Annotated in this window: 17 protein-coding genes; all 17 read right to left on the reverse strand. The window is 31.9% G+C overall.

Annotated features, from left to right (window positions below; translation table 11 throughout):
* Nucleotides 1-4: 4 nt before the first annotated feature.
* Nucleotides 5-799, reverse strand: coding sequence for an SDR family NAD(P)-dependent oxidoreductase (locus tag LJ207_RS10810; protein ID WP_229346519.1), 795 nt, complete (start codon nucleotides 797-799; stop codon nucleotides 5-7).
* A gap of 47 nt (nucleotides 800-846) precedes the next feature.
* Nucleotides 847-1,656 (reverse strand): sugar phosphate isomerase/epimerase family protein, encoded by an 810-nt coding sequence (locus LJ207_RS10815; RefSeq protein ID WP_229346520.1) that lies wholly within the window; start codon nucleotides 1,654-1,656, stop codon nucleotides 847-849.
* Between the two features lie 29 nt (nucleotides 1,657-1,685).
* On the reverse strand, nucleotides 1,686-2,717 hold the full coding sequence (gene iolG, locus LJ207_RS10820) for an inositol 2-dehydrogenase (RefSeq protein WP_229346521.1): 1,032 nt from the start codon (nucleotides 2,715-2,717) through the stop codon (nucleotides 1,686-1,688).
* A 36-nt stretch (nucleotides 2,718-2,753) separates the two neighbouring features.
* Nucleotides 2,754-4,283, reverse strand: coding sequence for a sugar ABC transporter ATP-binding protein (locus LJ207_RS12540; protein ID WP_229346522.1), 1,530 nt, complete (start codon nucleotides 4,281-4,283; stop codon nucleotides 2,754-2,756).
* A 97-nt stretch (nucleotides 4,284-4,380) separates the two neighbouring features.
* Nucleotides 4,381-5,328: a sugar ABC transporter substrate-binding protein gene (locus LJ207_RS10830; protein WP_229346523.1), complete on the reverse strand. Its 948-nt coding sequence runs from the start codon at nucleotides 5,326-5,328 to the stop codon at nucleotides 4,381-4,383.
* A 136-nt stretch (nucleotides 5,329-5,464) separates the two neighbouring features.
* On the reverse strand, nucleotides 5,465-6,403 hold the full coding sequence (locus LJ207_RS10835) for an ABC transporter permease (RefSeq protein ID WP_229346524.1): 939 nt from the start codon (nucleotides 6,401-6,403) through the stop codon (nucleotides 5,465-5,467).
* Complete coding sequence (locus LJ207_RS10840; RefSeq protein WP_229346525.1) at nucleotides 6,400-7,380, reverse strand: ABC transporter permease; 981 nt, start codon at nucleotides 7,378-7,380, stop codon at nucleotides 6,400-6,402. Before LJ207_RS10840 ends, LJ207_RS10835 begins: the two co-directional genes overlap by 4 nt.
* Nucleotides 7,381-7,466: 86 nt before the next feature.
* A complete protein-coding gene (locus tag LJ207_RS10845) occupies nucleotides 7,467-8,753 on the reverse strand; it encodes a dihydrolipoamide acetyltransferase family protein (protein WP_229346526.1) in 1,287 nt (428 codons plus the stop codon).
* 41 nt (nucleotides 8,754-8,794) lie between these two features.
* Nucleotides 8,795-9,778: an alpha-ketoacid dehydrogenase subunit beta gene (locus LJ207_RS10850; protein WP_229346527.1), complete on the reverse strand. Its 984-nt coding sequence runs from the start codon at nucleotides 9,776-9,778 to the stop codon at nucleotides 8,795-8,797.
* 29 nt (nucleotides 9,779-9,807) lie between these two features.
* Complete coding sequence (locus LJ207_RS10855; protein WP_369414187.1) at nucleotides 9,808-10,770, reverse strand: thiamine pyrophosphate-dependent dehydrogenase E1 component subunit alpha; 963 nt, start codon at nucleotides 10,768-10,770, stop codon at nucleotides 9,808-9,810.
* A gap of 375 nt (nucleotides 10,771-11,145) precedes the next feature.
* Entirely contained in the window at nucleotides 11,146-12,111 is a 966-nt protein-coding gene (locus tag LJ207_RS10860) for a sugar ABC transporter substrate-binding protein (protein WP_229346528.1), read from the reverse strand.
* 77 nt (nucleotides 12,112-12,188) lie between these two features.
* Entirely contained in the window at nucleotides 12,189-13,163 is a 975-nt protein-coding gene (locus tag LJ207_RS10865; protein WP_369414188.1) for an ABC transporter permease, read from the reverse strand.
* Complete coding sequence (locus tag LJ207_RS10870) at nucleotides 13,150-14,658, reverse strand: sugar ABC transporter ATP-binding protein (RefSeq protein ID WP_229346530.1); 1,509 nt, start codon at nucleotides 14,656-14,658, stop codon at nucleotides 13,150-13,152. Before LJ207_RS10870 ends, LJ207_RS10865 begins: the two co-directional genes overlap by 14 nt.
* Before the next feature lie 151 nt (nucleotides 14,659-14,809).
* Nucleotides 14,810-15,547 carry a GntR family transcriptional regulator gene (locus LJ207_RS10875; protein WP_229346531.1) on the reverse strand — a complete coding sequence of 246 codons (738 nt, stop codon included), beginning with the start codon at nucleotides 15,545-15,547 and terminating at the stop codon, nucleotides 14,810-14,812.
* 216 nt (nucleotides 15,548-15,763) lie between these two features.
* Nucleotides 15,764-16,498 (reverse strand): GntR family transcriptional regulator, encoded by a 735-nt coding sequence (locus LJ207_RS10880; protein ID WP_229346532.1) that lies wholly within the window; start codon nucleotides 16,496-16,498, stop codon nucleotides 15,764-15,766.
* Nucleotides 16,499-16,557: 59 nt separating this feature from the next.
* Nucleotides 16,558-16,833, reverse strand: coding sequence for an HPr family phosphocarrier protein (locus tag LJ207_RS10885; RefSeq protein WP_229346533.1), 276 nt, complete (start codon nucleotides 16,831-16,833; stop codon nucleotides 16,558-16,560).
* Between the two features lie 230 nt (nucleotides 16,834-17,063).
* Nucleotides 17,064-17,801 (reverse strand): AEC family transporter, encoded by a 738-nt coding sequence (locus LJ207_RS10890; protein ID WP_255666876.1) that lies wholly within the window; start codon nucleotides 17,799-17,801, stop codon nucleotides 17,064-17,066.
* Nucleotides 17,802-17,898 lie beyond the last annotated feature (97 nt).

A 17,898-nucleotide genomic window follows, 5' to 3' on the forward strand; every position in this document is an offset into this window, starting at 1 on the left:
CTTTTTATGAAAAGTCTAAGCCACCATTTACATTAATTAATTGTCCAGTAACATAAGATCCTGCTTCACTTGCTAACCAAATTACCGCTCCAGCCATATCTTTACCATAGCCATATCTACTTAAAGGAATTTCTTCTAATTCAACTTCTTTCATTTCTTCAAAAGTGATGCCTCTTTTTTCTGCATCTGCTTCAACAAAGGCCCAGTGCATTTCTGATGCTGCTAAACCAGGACATAAAGCATTTACATTAACATTATATGGAGCCATTTCTAAAGAAAGTGATTGAGTCATTGTATGAACCGCACCTTTAGAAGCACCATAAGTTGCTGATTCGGCATGACCTACTTTACCAAAGAAAGAACCAGTATTAACAATAGTACCACTTTCCTGTTCTTTCATCTGTTTTGCAGCATGTTTGCAGCCAAAGAACATACCTTTGAAATTAACGGCTAAAATTTTATCGATTGTTTCTTCTGGAGTTTCCCAGACATTACCGGTTTCAATATGAATTCCAGCATTATTGAACATAATATCTAGGCTGCCAAATTTTTCAACGGCTTCTTCTACTATTGCCTTAACATCTTCTTCTTTTGATACATCTACTACTCTAGCAAAGCCTTTTAATCCTGGATTATCTTTTTTAATTTCTTCAAAGGTATCTTTAACTTTAGGTTTAATATCACCCATTACAACAATACAACCTTCTTCTGCCAATTTCCTTGCTGCTCCAGCACCTATACCCTGTGCACTACCATTAATAATTGCAACTTTACCCTCTACACTTGTAAATTCACTCATTTTGTTCACTCCTTTTGATTTTTTGCTTAATTTATAATAAAAATTTATTATAGTTCTTTTACTGTTTGCAGATCTTTTTTAATAAGTTCAACAGGATTATCGTTTTTAAGACTGAGTGGTTTACGATCATAATAATTTTCAAAAACTAACCAGCCTGAATAATCATGTTTTTTTAGAACTTCAATTGTTTCATAAAAGCCTGTGTCTCCTTCACCTAATAAGGCACCACTTAAATCTTTATCTTTACCATCTTTAAGATGCACCTGACAAACATAATCAATTAATTCTTCCAAAATTTCTGCAATATTATAATCTTTATGCAAAAAATGATTCTGGGAATCGAAATATAATTTTATATTATCTCTATCTACTTCTTTAATTAATCTTTTGATTTCAGAAACAGAAAGAGTATTTTCAGTTGCTATAGTTATTCCTTTTCCCTCAGCATAATCACATCCATATTGAAGATATTTGACTGCTTCTTGAAATTTTTCTTCATTTGTTATTTCACTCTCAACAAAACTTGGAATCATTACTATAGGTATATTCATTGCTTCTGCAGCATCAATGGTTTTTATTAAAGCTTTATTCATCAATTCTCTTGATTCTGTACCTTCTGGATCAGTCATTGCAACTTCATCTAATTCTCTAATCGTTATTGAAGGAAATGAAATACCATATTTTTCACCTAAAGCTAGATAAGCATCTTGAACAAAGTCACGTGAAAGCATAAAACCTCGAGAACTATGACCAATATCTAATTGAATTCCATCTAAGCCTATTTCAGCTGCTAGTCTGCAGCCAAATGGTCCTTCCATTGGTAAAGACCAATGGCAAATACCAATCTTGTTATCCATCCACCATCACCTGCCTTTTCTTAATTTGATTAACCTATTTCTGATACTTTAACAGGTCTGTTTTCTTCATAAGATTTTTGGGCAGCAAGTGATAAAACTACTGCTGTTCTACCATCTTGACCTGTCACTGGAGGCTCTTCATCATTGTATACAGCCTTGATAAATGCATTTACTTCTCCAAAAAAAGCTTCTGGATATCTCTCTATATTAAAATAAAGTGGAACATCTTTATGGGTGCCTTTAGGATCTGTTAGCTCCACTCTATTTGGTCTTTCATTATTTCCAATTGCACAACCATTTGAACCAAAAACCTCTACTCTTTGATCATAGCTGTATCCGGTCTTTCTTGAGTTGTTTATTGATCCAACTGCTCCATTGGCAAATTTCAGAGTAATCATAGTAGTATCTAAATCACCTAGTTCACCAATTCTTTCATCAACTAAAACACTACCAGTTGCATAAACTTCAGTAATCTCTTCTTCAGATAGGAAACGGGCCATATCAAAATCATGTACTGATGTATCAAAAAATATTCCGCCACATACTTTTAAATATTCTAAATGAGGTGGTTTAGGATCTCTACTAGTAATATTTACAATATGTGGTTCACCTATATTACCTTCAGTAAGATGTTCTTTAACCCTCATAAATGTTGGGTCAAAACGTCTATTAAACCCGACCATGAATTTTACCCCGTTTTCATCTACTATATCTAAAACCTCATCTATAGCTTCAAGGGATAAGGCAATTGGCTTTTCACAAAAAATATCTTTCCCTGCTCTAGCTGTTTCTTTAATTATTTGTTCATGTGTATCAGTAGATGTTGCTATTACTACAGCTTCAACATCATCACGGGCTAGTATTTCTTTATAATCATCATAAAGCTCTACACCTTCAATCCCAACTTTTTCTGCTCTTTCTATGGAGATATCAGATACACAAAGCAATTCAGCTTCTGGGATTCTGTATGCTATGTTTTTTGAATGAATTTGACCCTGTCTTCCCATTCCTAAAACAGCGACTCTAATTTTTTCTTTATCACTATTAAATGTTTTTTTCATCTCATAGTTCTCCTCTTTGAAATATTTTAATTTAACTTATACTTTACAAATATCTTCGGCATGACTTGTAATTGATTGAATCAACTTATCTTCAGTAACCTCTTCATCTGTAAAGACACCTGTTTGTTCTCCCTGATGCATGGTTATTATTCGATGACTAACCCCTAAAATCTCTGGTATTTCAGAAGATATTACAAGCACTGCCATTCCTGTTTCTGCAAGCTCGGCTATTAGATTATGAATTTCTGCTTTAGATCCCACATCAATACCTCTTGTTGGCTCATCAAGTATTACAAGATCTGGATTTAAACAGAGCCACTTTCCTATTACAATTTTCTGTTGGTTTCCTCCACTTAAATTCATTACCTTTTGATTAGGACCTGTTGTACTAATAGATAATCTATCTTTATATTTATCAAAAATTTCTTTTACCTCTTTATTTTGAATAAATCCATAATTATGAACATAAGGTATTTTAGCAAGACTGATATTTTCCAGAGTACTCATACCTAAAACTAAGCCCTGTTCTTTTCTGCTTTCAGGTACCAGACCAATTCCCAGGTGAACAGCTTTTTTAGAGCTGCTAATATTTACTTCATGTCCTTTAAAATATATTTGCCCAGAATCAGGTTGGTTAATACCAAAAATAGTTTCTGCCACTTCAGTTCTACCTGCACCAAGTAGTCCATATAGGCCCAGAACTTCACCCTCTTTTATACTGAAATTAATATTTTCAAATTCATCTTTACGGGTTATATTTTCCACCCTTATAACTTCATCACCATATTTAGAAATTTTCTTCGAGGCAAAAAAATCTTCAATATTTTTACCGATCATTTTTTTTGTTATTTCTGGTTCATCAGTTTTATCTGTATCTAAAGTATCAACTAGCTTTCCATCTCTTAAAACAGTTATTTTATCAGATACTTCAAATATCTCATTTAATTTGTGAGAGATATAGATTATTCCAATTCCCTGTTCTTTCAATAATTCAATATTTTTATAGAGAACTTCAACTTCTTCCTGGGTTAAAGATGCTGTTGGCTCATCAAAAATAACAACTTTTGCATCATAAGAAATAGCTCTTGCTATTTCAACCATTTGTTGATGTGCAATTGTTAAGTCTTCAACTAAATCTGTAGATTTAAACTGGCAGCCCAATTTTTTTATAGCTTCTTGAGCTCTATTGTGCAGTTCTTTCCAATTAATTCTGCCACCTTTTTTACTGGGTAAACTCCCCAGTAAAATGTTTTCAGCAACGGTCATTTGTGGTACAAGTGAAAGTTCCTGGTGAATCAAAATAATTCCTTTTTTCTTAGCATCCAGAGGGTTTTTTAATTTAATCTTTTCACCCTTATAACTAATGCTGCCTTTTTCTGGAATATGAATTCCGGCCATTACCTTCATTAATGTTGATTTGCCCGCACCATTTTCACCAACTAAGGCATGAACTTCTCCTGCATTTACTTCAAAAGTCACATCATCTACTGCTGTAATCCCTGGGAAAATCTTGGTAATGTTTTTTAATTCTAGAATTTTTTCTTTTGTCTTTTTAATGGAAATCACCTACTTTCTTTTAAAGAAAATAACTTTATTCTAATTTGCTATATTTATATCATCCTGCAAAAATTGAACTTTTGCAGGATGATATTTTATTTGCAATTTACCAAACTGGTCTTTCAAATTCAGCGATATTCTCATCAGTAACTTTTGGAGTTTCGAAGTAATTGAAAAATTCTACTTCTTCTCCTCTAGCTAGTTTTACAGCAATCTCTACTGTGTAATTAGCATCATCAATTGGTGACTGATAAAGAGTTCCATATAAAATATCTCCACTTTGCATTTCATCATAACCATCTGCAAACATTGTGGCACTTGTCATTTTTAAGTTGTCGCCTCTACCTTCAGATCGAATAGCATTAATTGCACCAACACCCATGTTGTCATCACCTACATAAACACCATCAATCTCTCCATCATCATATTTAGTTAGATAATTTTCCATAACTTCCTGGGCTCTCTCTCTATTCCAGTCAGCTGGTTGAGTTTCAATTATTTCTATACCAGGATAATTAGCTTCTATTTCATCATGGAACCCTTGTGATCTTTCTTCTGCTGTAATATAACCAGGAGTACCCATGATTTCAACTACTCTACCTTCTCCATCAAGTGCTTCTGCCATCATTTGCGCAGCATACTCTCCCTGAGTAATATTATCAGGACCTGCAAATCCACTAACTAATTCAAAACCACTTTCATCAACTTTTGAGTTTGCAATGAGAACCGGAATTCCTGCTTGCTGAACCTGTCTTAAAACTGGAACTATTGCTTGACCGGATACAGGCCAGACAACCATTACATCAACATCTTGAGTCATTAAATCCATTATTTGATCAACCTGTCTCATTGGTTCTCCACGTGCATCTAAAATTGTATATTCTACGCCCATCTCATCTGCTTTTTCTCTAAATGCTTGATCATGTAAGGTCTGATAACTATCTACACCAGTATTATTCGCAGTCATCCCGATCACAATATCTTCTGCCATTACCATACCACTAGTTGCAATTAAGATTAAACTCAGAGTTAATAAGATAAATAATTTTTTCAATTTAATTTGCCTCCTCTTATTTGTAAAGATAGTCCCTTTTTCTTAATACCCGGCTGCTAAAATTTATATTTTCCCTTTTTAATTTTACTATCACCTCCAACATCTATAAAAGATCTTTTATAACTATCAAGACTAATTAAGATTTAAGTGGTTCAAACTTTTTGCCAATAAAGATTACAAGTATCAAGATACTTCCCATAAAAAGCATATTATAAAATGTGTGTACACCCATTAGGTTTAAACCATTATCTAAAATACCAATAACAAAAATTCCACCTAAAGTTCTAACTAAATTACCATATCCACCTTTAAGATCTGTACCACCAAGAACTACTGCAATAATTACCCAAAGGTGATTCATTCTTCCTAAAGTAGGAGTAGCAGTATTCATTCTAGAAGCAGCTATTATACCAGCTGTTGCTGCCATAGCTCCACTTAAAACAAAGTTAATTATCAAATGTTTCTTTACAGCAATCCCTGCCTTTTCAGCAGCATCTTGATTGCCACCAATTGCATATGCATTTCTGCCGTGAGAGGTATTCCTTAAAAAATATTCTCCAATTGCCAAAAAAACTAGGAAAATCAAGGCTGGCAAAGGAAAAACTCCTCCTATTCTAGTTGAGGCTAAATAAGTAAATCTTAAATCCGTTCCAAGAATTGCTCTCTCTCCTGTATAGACAAATAATAGTCCCCTAACTCCTATCATTGCACCTAGAGTAACTATAAACGAATTAATTTCTGCTTTTGCAACAAATATCCCATTGATAGCTCCGATAACCATACCTGTTGCTAACGCTGCCAAAACTGATGGTATTATACCTAGCGGCTGAAAACCTATAACAACTGCAGCACATAAGGCATATATCATACCCACTGAAAGGTCAATCTCTCCATTAATCATAAGATATGTCATTCCGATTGCCATTAAACCATTAATAGAAATCTGCAAAAATATATTCTGAAAATTCCTCAGTGTTAAAAAATTAGCCTGCATTGTACCAAAGAATATTAGACTTAACAACAATATAAACCAGATAGATTGTTTTTTGATAAAATCTGTTATTTGTTTTTTCATGCCCATAGTTTCCCCCTTTTAGAGGCAACATCCATCCAGACAGCACCAATTATAATTCCCCACTGTACAATCCATTGAACATAATAGGGGAAACCCATAATTATAAATGCATTGGTTAGAAAACCTAATATTAATACACCAATTAAAGTTTTTATTACACTTCCTGAACCACCAAACAAACTGGTTCCACCAAGTACAACTGCTGTAAGAACTGTAAATTCATAACCTTCACCAATATAGTTTTGAGCTGCCATCAATCTTGATCCCATCATAATTCCTGCTAAAGCAGTAGTTAAACCAGTAACAATAAATGTTATAAATGTAATAAAACTTTCATTTATACCTGTATACTCACTAGCCGTCCTATTTCCACCTAAAGCAAAGAGATATTTCCCATAAACTGTTTTATTGAGGATTATATGAAATAATATGACCAAGCCTCCAAAGATGATAACAGGAGTCGGGATTCTTAAAATATAACCTCTACCGAAAAATCTAAACCAAGCTTCATCCGGTCGGGATATTGCAGAATAAGTTCCTCCGGTGTAAATCAAAGTTACCGCCTGTAAAACTGTGAGCATACCAAGAGTAACAATCATCGAATTTAGTTTTATATAACCAACCAGGGTACCATTAATGATACCTATTAAAATACCTACACCTAAAGTTATTATTATTGCCGGTACTGGACCGATTTTATCGTGTAAATTGATTACAACCACAGTTGTAAGTGATAAAAGTGAACCAATTGATAAATCAAAATTACCACTAATTAATAGAAAAGTTATCCCACATGCCATTACTCCAGTAATTGAAACCTGCCTTAAAACCAGTATAATATTTCTTGCACTTAAAAAACGATCTGATACCAAAGAAACACTAAATAATAATAAAGCAAAAAATATTAATATTCCCTGGTTTTTAATAATCCCTAATATCTTTTCTTTATTGATTTTACCCGTTTTGCCATTACTCATTACCTGTCCCCCTCTGTAGTAATACTCATTCAAACTTATAACTTAGATAATTAATCATATTTTGCCAAGATATGATGTTTTAATAATTATGCTAATAATAAGCTAACTGGATTTTCTAAAGCACTTTTAATCTTCTGTAAAAATTCTGCAGCTGGTGCTCCATCAACCGCTCGATGATCATAAGCCATACTTAACCAGAGCATTGGTCTAATTGTAATCTCTCCCTCAATAGGAACTACTTCATCTGAGATATGCCCCACTCCTAAAATTGCTGCTTCAGGCTGATTTACAATTGGTGAAAATATCTCTGTCTCAAATCCACCAAGATTGGTTATGGTAAAAGTTCCACCACTAAGATCATCATTACTTAACTTACCTTCTCTAGCTTTTTCAACTAAGGCTTTTCTTGCTTTTGCAATTTCTTCTAAACTTTTTTTGCCTGCATTTTTGATTACCGGTACTACTAATCCATCTGCAACATCTACTGCAAGACCTATATTTATACTGCCTTTGACTACCATTCTGTCGTGACTGATATGAGAATTGATTTTTGGATATTTTTGTAGCATTCTTGAAGCAACTAAGATTAAAATGTCTGAATAAGAAATATGTTCTTCTGATAGTGCTTTAATCTCTTCCCGCATAGCTTTGATCTGCTTCATATCAACTTTCACTGTTGTAGTTACCTGTGGGACTTCCTGAAAGCTCTGGGTCATCCTCCTTGAAATTACCTTTCTTAAACCTCTAAATTCAATTTCTTGATCAGATTCAGTATTTTGCAGATTATAATTTTCTAAGTCACTGCTCCGTATTCTTCCACCAGCACCTGTTCCTTCTAAAGTATTTAAATCTATTCCTCTTGCTGCAGCTTTCTTTTCGGCTGTTGGAGTTGCTGAAGGTAGATTTTTATTTATGTAATCTCTAACGTCAGCTTCTATTACTGCTGCTCTGCCATCACTTGCTTGGATTTCACTTAGCTCAATGTTTTTTTCTTTTGCCAACCTTTTTGCTGCAGGTGAAGCTTTGATTTTTTCGCCTTCTGCCCGAACTACTTTTTCAATCTTTTTATCTGCTTTTTCTTTTTTGGTTGTTTCTTCTAAATCAGCTTTTTCACTGCTCTCACTAGCAAAATTCAGACTATCTATATCTTCGCCTTCTGCAGCAATTATAGCAACAACATCTCCTATTGGAGCTGATTCATTTTCGTTAATAAAAATTTTAGCCAAAACACCAGCTTCTTCAGCTTCAACTTCCAAGCTAGCTTTATCTGTTTCTACTTCAAATAGAGGATCACCTGCTTCTATACTATCACCCTCTTTTGCAAACCAATTAAAAATTGTACCCTCTGTCATTGTTTCTCCGAATTTAGGCATTTTCACCTCATAAGCCAACTAAATCACCTCTTTAATATAATTTATAAATAACAAGTCTTTTTTATTGCTTCTTTAATATCTTCTAGATCTGGCATCGCAAAATTTTCTAGTTTTTCATTATAGGGAGTTGGTACATCCAAACCCGCTACCCTCTGTAGAGGTGCATCAAGATAATAAAAAGCATCACTTTCAAAAATTTTAGCGGCTATTTCTGCCCCAAAACCTCCTCTTTTGACTGCCTCGTGTACAACAATTAATCTTCCTGTTTTTGACACAGACTTAATTATTGTTTCTTCATCAAAAGGTACTAAAGTTAATGGATCAATCACTTCAACCTTAATCCCCTCTTCTTTTTCCATCATTTCAGCTGCTTTTAATGCTTTGGGCAATAAATAAGAATTTGCAACCAGGGTAACATCACTACCCTCTCTTTTAATGTCAGCCTGTCCAAAAGGAATCAAATATTCTTCTTCGGGAACTTCGCCTTTAAAACCATAAGCCATCTTTTGCTCAATAAACATTACAGGATTATCGTCCCTAATAGCTGTTTTTAATAAACCTTTAGCATCATAAGGAGTTGAAGGCATCACAACTTTTAAGCCTGGTACATGCATAAACCATGCTTCTAAACTCTGAGAGTGCTGAGCAGCACTACCTCTTCCACCTCCACCTTGAGTTCTGATAACAAGTGGTACATCAACTTTACCTCCAAACATATATCTCATTTTAGCGGCTTGATTTACTATTTGATCCATAGCAACAGTTGTAAAATCGATATACATCAATTCTGCAATTGGCCTCATACCTGTAATAGCAGCACCTAAAGCACTACCGATAAGAGCAGATTCAGAAATAGGAGTATTTCTAATTCTTTCTTTGCCATATTTATCTAAAAGACCTGCTGTTACTCCATAAATTCCACCATGCTCTGCAATATCTTCACCCATAACGAATACATTTTCGTCACGGTCCATTTCTTCAATTATTGCTTCTTTCAAAGCATCTTTTACAGTTATTGTTCTCATAATCTAAACTCCTTCCCCCAAAAAATAATTTATTTAGAAAAAACATCCTCAAATACAACTTCAAGTTCTGGATCTGGACTCTCTTTAGCAAATTTAACTGCAGCTTCAACTTCATTTTCTACTTTTTCTTCGATTTCAGCTAGCTCCTCAGAAGTAAATCCTGCAGTTTCAATTAAATAATTCTTATAATTTTTAATTGGACATCTTTTTTTCCATTTTTCAACTTCTTCTTCATCCCTATAAACACATGGGTCACCAACAAAATGACCTTTTATTCGATATGTTTTAGCCTCAATCAATGAAGGACCTCCACCATTTCTAGCTCTTTTAACAGCTTCACCAACTGTTTCATAAACATCTAAAACATCATTACCATCAACAATAACACCCGGAATATCATAACTGGCTGCACGTGATGCTACATCTTTAACAGAGAGCATCTCATCAGCTGGACCAGTTAAACCATATAAGTTATTTTCACAAACAAAAACAACTGGCAAATCCCAAATAGCTGCCATATTTAAAGCTTCATGAAAAGAACCTTCATTTGTTGCTCCATCACCAAAAAAACAGATAGTAACTTGATCTGTACCCCTCATCTTTGATGATAAAGCAGATCCAGCAGCTATTGGTAAACCAGCACCCACAATCCCATTTGCACCCAAAATGCCTATATCAGGATCAGCAATATGCATTGATCCACCTTTACCTTTGCAGTATCCGGTACCTTTGGCTAATAATTCTGCTGCCATTTTATCCACCAGGCCACCTTTAGCAATACAGTGACCATGACCCCTATGAGTACTTGTAATAAGATCATCATTATTTAAATTACTGCATGCTCCAACTGCAACAGCTTCTTCACCTGTATAAACATGCATTGGCCCTCTGACAAGACCTTGATTAAATAACTTTACAGCATTATCTTCAAATAATCTTATTTTATACATCTTTTCATACATATCAAGTAATGTTTCTTTTGATCTCTCCACAAAAATAACCCCCTATTTAAAAATATTTGCTATACAATCGCTTTTATTACAACTATTGATTGTTTAATCTAATAATTAACTGTTAACAGTTAATTCTAAAAAATTTTTATAATATTAGTTTGAATACTACTATATAGAATCTTTTTCCAAAAGAATTAAAATTCAGCTTAATTTGTTAAGTTAATAACTGTTAACAGTTAATTATTAATATTGAATTTGTTTAAGTATACCGCAATTACTTTGATTTGTCAAAATTATTAGAAATTTTTTATAAACGGGATTTTATTTTTTTATAAGATCAGATTATCTTATAAAATCAAGAAGGAGAATTTATTGGGCAAGTAAAATCCCGCTTATATTTGAGGTATTAAATTTTTAGTCTAAAAATTCATCGACATTGTTTTTGTCTACAACAATACAAGGTACTATAACTTCAGGTGCTACCTCTTTGCCATTAAGAAAATCGACAGCTGCTTTAACAGATTCATAGGCCTGCATATCTGGAACACTTTCTACAGTAGCCAACATTTCGCCATTATTAACTGAAACTAAAGCATCATTAATTGCATCAAAACCAACAACTTTAACTTGATTTTGCATTCCTGCTGCCCTAATAGCTCTTATTGCACCAAGTGCCATTTCATCATTTGAACTTATAATGAGATCTAAATCCGGATTGCTGACTAAAAAGTTTTCTGTAACACTCATTCCCTGTGATCTATCATAATTTGCAGCTTGTGAAGCAACTACTTCTAAATCTGGATACTGATCGATAACATTATTATAGCCAACCAATCTTTCTTCAGCTGTTGAATGTCCCCTTACTCCTTCTAATATAGCAATTTTACCACTACCATTTAATTCTTGGGCTACATATTCTGCTATATCACTGGCAGCATCAACATTATCCATTCCTACAAAAGTAACTATTTCTCCTCCAGCTGCAGTGGTATCTACAATAACAACTGGTATACCGCGCTCATTAGCCTGATTAATTGCCGGAACAATAGCTTCGGGTCCAACTGGATTTATTACAATTGCATCCATCTCTCTTTCGATCATATCTTCAACTAAGTTTAACTGTCCTTCTGCATCAGTATGTTCCTGTGCTGAAACCCAAGTTAGATTAATATTGAAATCAAATGCAGCTTCTTCAGCACCATCTTTCATTCTTGCAAAATAAGGATTTGCCATTGTCTTAACAATAAAACCAATATTATATTCAGCTTCCTCTTCATCAACACCAATTACATCATCTTGGGCTTGAACAGCTATGTTTAAAAATCCAAAAGTAATAAGCATGAAACTTAAAAATATAATTAAAATATTTGTTTTTTTCATTTGTATTCCCCTTTTTTTTAGATTATTACTTCAAAAAATCGTTCTCTTAAATTACCCCCTCTCTCTAAGCTAATATTTTATTCATTTTTATTTCTCATTTTATCTAGGAAAACTGCTAAAATAATAATCACACCTATAACAACCTGCTGCAAAAATGAAGATACACCTAATAAATTAAGTCCATTTCTAATTATTCCTATTACCATTGCTCCATATAATGTGCCTAATATTTTCCCTTTACCACCCATTAAACTAGCTCCACCAATAACTGCTGCTGCAATTGCATCTAATTCATATCCCTGACCAGCAATTGGAGGCGCAGACCATAATCGTGCCGTAAGGACTACTGCTGCAACTCCAGATAAAAAACCAGAAATGGTATATGTAAAGATAATAAGTTTATCAACTTTTATCCCTGAAAGTCGAGAAGCTTCATGACTACCACCAATGGCATATAAATAACGCCCAAACCATGTTTTTCTGAGTATAAAAGAACTAATAATTAATACAATTATGGCGATTATAACCGGCATTGGAATAGAATAGATATTACCTGAACCTAGAAATGTATAATTTGCATTATCTATAGTTATAGAGTTACCTGAAGTAACTACTAAAGCTAGTCCCCTTGCAATACTCATCATACCAAGGGTAGCAATAAATGGAGCTAACTTTGCTTTTGCGACTAAAACACCATTAATCAAACCACAAATTGATCCGATTAATAAAGCAATTAATATTGCTACGATAAAATTGCCACCTGTTCTTAAAAACAAACCTGCCGTTACTCCAGCAAAAGCTAAAATGGAACCAACTGATAAATCAATCCCAGCTGTTATAATTACATATGTCAATGCTACTCCTAAAATAAAGTTCACTGATACCTGTCGAAATATATTAATAAAATTGTTATATGAAAAAAAATGAGGTGATAATATTGTTAAAGCAACAACGAATATTAATATTATAACTAAATATATATATTTATAGGTGAAATTTTTTAACTTGCTCAAATGATTATTTGTATTAGTACTATGATTACTTGTTACCACTTAATTCACCGCCCATTGCACAATTTAAAATATTTTCTGCTTTTGCATCCTCTGCCTTGAATTTTCCGGTAATTTCCCCTTCATGCATAACCAATATTCTATCACTCATATTCAATATCTCTGGCATCTCTGATGAAACCATAATAATTGCCGCACCATTTTTAGCTAATTCTATCATCAATTCATAAACTTCAACTTTTGCCCCTACATCAATACCACGAGTTGGTTCATCAAATAAAAATACATTAGATTTTGCACATAACCATTTTGCTAATACTACTTTTTGTTGATTACCACCACTTAATAATTTGCTCTTAAAATTCATATTTGGAGTTTTAATACTTAATTTATCAATATATTCTTTTGATACTTCTTTCATCTTTTTTTCATTTAATACTCCTGATTTAGCTAACTTTTTTAAAATTGATAGGGTGATATTATCTTTTACATTCAAATCTAAAACTAAGCCTTGTTGTTTTCGATCTTCAGGAATAAGACCAATCCCATATTTCACCGCATCATTAGGACTATTAATTTTAACCCGCTTACTTTTTATGTATATTTCTCCCTCTTCAATTTTATCTGCACCAAAAATAGCTCTTAAAATTTCTGTTCTTCCCGAACCAACCAAACCAGATATCCCTAAAATTTCTCCTGCATTAACTTTAAATGAAATATTTTTTATACCTTTATTACTACTTAAATTTTCAACTTTTAAAACTTCATCTCCAATATTTAGCTTTTGTTTTGGGAATTTATTTTTAATTTCTTTACCTACCATAGCAGTAGTGACACCATTTTCATCAATCTCATCCAAAGATTCTGTAGTAATCATTTTACCACTACGTAAAATTGAGATTTTATCTCCGACTTCCCAGAGTTCTTCCATTCTATGTGAAATAAAAATTATGCTTTTATCAGCTTTTTTCAAATCATTCATAACAGTAAATAAACGCTCTATCTCACTATCACACAAAGAAGAAGTGGGTTCATCCATGATTAATATTTCGGGATTCCCTAATAAGGCTTTGGCGATTTCTACCATTTGTTGGTCTGCAACCCTCAAATCTCCCACTAATGCATTAGGAGTAAAATCTAAACCTAATTTATTTAAAATATTTTTAGTTTCTTGATATATTTTATTAAAATCTACTGTACCAAAAGCTCTATTGGAAAGGGGTAATTTGCCTAGAAAAATATTTTCCATAACTGTCATATTTAAAGCTAATTCAAGTTCTTGATAAATTACATTAATTCCTAGCTTTTTTGCTTTAATTGGATTATTAATTTCTACTTTTTGCCCATGCAAAAAGATTTCTCCTTCACTTTTTTGATAGGCACCAGAAAGAATTTTAATTAAAGTAGATTTACCTGCTCCATTTTCACCTGCTAACACATGAATTTCTCCTGAGTCAAGAGAGAAATCAACATTATCTAAAGCTTTAACTCCTGGGAAAAATTTAGATATATTTTTCATTTGCAAAACTTTTGCCAATTTATATCTCCCCTTTATAATAACAATACTTGCTGATAAAAAATTCTGAATATTATTAAAATAATAATATCAGTTAATCATAGTTGTTAACTGTTTTGGTAACAGTTAACAACTATGATTAAAGAAAAAATGAAAGCTCTTCTTTTATTAATTATTGATTTGTGTATTCTTCAAAATTATCAAGAATTATTTTTTTGGCTTTCTCTATATGTTCATTCATTAAATTAGCAGATAAATCTACATCCCTATTTTTTACCGCTTTAAATATTTTCAAATGCATATCATAAGCTTCTTTAGCTCTATCTATTCCTGACAAATCAACAATTCTGTAAAATACATAATGTCCATTGTATTTATTAATCATTTTGTTTAAACGATCATTACCACAGTTACTGTTAATCATTTCATGCAAAAAAGCATCTGCCTTAATACAGTTTTTAACTTTATTTTTGCTCAAATCTTTTTTTGCTGCATTAAAAACCCTTTCTACTTTTTTTATTTCAGTATCCGGAATTCTTTTAACAGCCATTCTAGTAGCAGATGTTTCCAATATGTTTCTTATTTCATATATTTCTTTTACATCTTTTCGTTTAATTTTTCTAACATAAAAACCATTTCTGGGCACTAATGTAAGTAATTCTTCCTTTTCAAGTATATTAAAAGCTTGTCTAACTAAACTTCTACTTACCCCAAATTCTTCGGCAATATCTTGATCTATAATTCTTTCACCAGGTTTAATTTTATGACAGATGATTTTCTTTTTTATTAATTCATAAATTTGGTCACTAAGATTTTGATACTGCATACCTAATTTGTTGTTTTCATTATCTAATTGCTCTTTAGTATATAAATTTAGAAGATCTTCTTTGATTTTTTTTCTGTCTTCCATATTTAGCACCTCATAAATTCTTATAAAATAACTAACTTTTAGATTTAATATATGTTTTCTTTTAACTGTTAACAGTTTTTAATTATATGAATATTATATTTTTATTTTTTGAATTTGTCAATTAATTTATAAGAATTTATAAAAATTTAAATGCTTCTAGAAGCGATTATATCTTTAATGCTTAATTTAACTCCTGTTAATTACTTAACATGTTTTTTATTTATACGTGTATTCATAAAAATTGTCAATTATGATGTTTTTAGCGTTTTCTATATGATTGGCCATTAATTCTACTGACTTCTCTACATCTTTAGCTTTAACTGCTTTAAAAATTTCAAGATGTTCAAAATATGCCTCTTTTGCTCTTTCTACTCTTGATAAATCGACAACTCTATAAAAAGCAATATAAGTATTATAACTATTAATTAATTTTATCAATCTTTGATTACCGCAATTATTTATTATGGTTTTATGTAGTTGATTATCAGCCTTGATGAACTGAAGCACTTTATCTTTGTCCAGATCTTTTTTTGCATTCTCAAATATCTCATCTAATTTTTCTATATCTTTTTCTGGAATCTGAGCTACAGCTTTTCTAGTTGCAGCCTTTTCTAATATTTTTCTTATTTCATAAATTTCAACAACATCTCTTTCTTTGATTTCTTTTACATAAAAGCCACTTCTTGGAACCGAAGTTACAAGATCTTCCTTTTCAAGTATTGTTAAAGCCTGCCTAACCAAACTTCTGCTTACACCTAACTGTTCAGCTAAATTTTTATCAATAATTCTTTCACCAGGTTTTATTTCATGGTTTATAATTTTAGTTTTTACTGTTTCATAAACCTCATCACCAAGATTTCTATATTTTTGACCAAGTTTTTCAGAGTATCTATATTCATTGTTTACATATCTAGCAATATTATTATTAATTTTATTTTTATTAGTATCCATAAAAACCCCCTCCTTTCTTCATTATTTTATGGATAATTAATCTTTATTTTTCTTAAATCTTAGTAATCATTTTTAACCATATCATTTTCTACAAAAGCAATGATCTCTTCTACTATTGTTTTTGCATTATCTCCTTCAGCCTTAATAGTAATCTGATTGCCTTTAGCAACACCTAAACCCATTAATGCCATAACATCTTTAGCATTAACCTCTTTGCCCTCAAAACTTACACTTACTGCTGGGGAATATTGATTAACCTTTTTTACAAAATCTGCTGCTGGTTTAGCATGCATTCCTGTTTTGTTTCTTATTTTTACCTCTTTTTCAAAAGCCATTATTTATTACCTCCCTATTTTTATATAAAAATTAACTTATAATTGTTAACATATTATTATAATAATTCAAAGCTGAGAAAAGGTCAAGCGATTTAAGTGATTTATTAGCTATTGATAAACAAATAACCAAAATTTTATAGTTGAAAACACAAATATTTTATATTTAAGAAAAAATTCACAAATTGTAAATTAAATATTTTCCTTTTTATATTTTAGCTAATTTAGTTAAGTTATATAGTAATATATATAAAAAGCGGTAGTGTAAAAATCATAAATACTATTGTTGCAAAAATTGCTTCTGAGGCTAAATCACCATTGTGATTAAATTTCTGCATAATTACTGGTGAAGTTGCAAAAACTGGCATTGAAGCTAAAATAGTTATTACACCTCTATATAAATCTGGCAGTGAAAATAATCCGCTCCCTAGATACACTAAGCTTGGAATTATTAACAATCTTAATACAGAAATCAAATATATTTTTTTGTTGCCAAATAAATTTTTAACTCTGCTTTGAGCAAGTTTTAAGCCAATAAAAATCATTGCTAAAGGTACTGTAATATTAGCAATATTTTCACTTATATTTATGATTATTTCCGGAACATTTATTCTTAACATTACCACTATTATACTAAATAAAAGGGCTACAATTGGAGCAGAAAATATATTTTTTAAAAAATTTCTTTCTCTATTCTTCTCACTACTATTTAATAACCAAACACCTAAACTCCAAACTACCAAATGCATACCGAAATCATAAAATATAGCTATGATCAGACCTTGAGCACCAAAAATAGCAATGGCTATTGGTGCACCTACAAAGATATTATTACTAAAAGAACTTACAAAAGCTATTTCTTTACTTTCTTTATTTGAATATTTTAAGCCCCTAGCTATTAAAAGAATCATTAAAATCGAAGCTGTAGTTATAATAAAAGAAGACAAAGGTATAAGTAAATATCTTTTCAATAAATTTAGGTTAAAATCTCGGTTGTATAATTAATGTTGTGAAGAAAAAATTGTGAATTTAAAAACATCTAAATAAAAAAGGCATTTGCCTGGCTCC

Origin of the sequence: Halanaerobium polyolivorans (assembly GCF_020711195.1) — a bacterium.
In the GTDB taxonomy this organism is placed as follows: Bacteria; Bacillota; Halanaerobiia; order Halanaerobiales; family Halanaerobiaceae; genus Halanaerobium; species Halanaerobium polyolivorans.

Bases quoted from the DNA above. Each gene is read 5' to 3' on its own strand.
- LJ207_RS10810 (WP_229346519.1), bottom strand. From the start codon at position 799: ATGAGTGAATTTACAAGTGTAGAGGGTAAAGTTGCAATTATTAATGGT.
- LJ207_RS10815 (WP_229346520.1), bottom strand. From the start codon at position 1,656: ATGGATAACAAGATTGGTATTTGCCATTGGTCTTTACCAATGGAAGGA.
- iolG (WP_229346521.1), bottom strand. From the start codon at position 2,717: ATGAAAAAAACATTTAATAGTGATAAAGAAAAAATTAGAGTCGCTGTT.
- LJ207_RS10835 (WP_229346524.1), bottom strand. From the start codon at position 6,403: ATGAAAAAACAAATAACAGATTTTATCAAAAAACAATCTATCTGGTTT.
- LJ207_RS10840 (WP_229346525.1), bottom strand. From the start codon at position 7,380: ATGAGTAATGGCAAAACGGGTAAAATCAATAAAGAAAAGATATTAGGG.
- LJ207_RS10845 (WP_229346526.1), bottom strand. From the start codon at position 8,753: ATGCCTAAATTCGGAGAAACAATGACAGAGGGTACAATTTTTAATTGG.
- LJ207_RS10850 (WP_229346527.1), bottom strand. From the start codon at position 9,778: ATGAGAACAATAACTGTAAAAGATGCTTTGAAAGAAGCAATAATTGAA.
- LJ207_RS10860 (WP_229346528.1), bottom strand. From the start codon at position 12,111: ATGAAAAAAACAAATATTTTAATTATATTTTTAAGTTTCATGCTTATT.
- LJ207_RS10875 (WP_229346531.1), bottom strand. From the start codon at position 15,547: ATGGAAGACAGAAAAAAAATCAAAGAAGATCTTCTAAATTTATATACT.
- LJ207_RS10880 (WP_229346532.1), bottom strand. From the start codon at position 16,498: ATGGATACTAATAAAAATAAAATTAATAATAATATTGCTAGATATGTA.
- LJ207_RS10885 (WP_229346533.1), bottom strand. From the start codon at position 16,833: ATGGCTTTTGAAAAAGAGGTAAAAATAAGAAACAAAACAGGAATGCAT.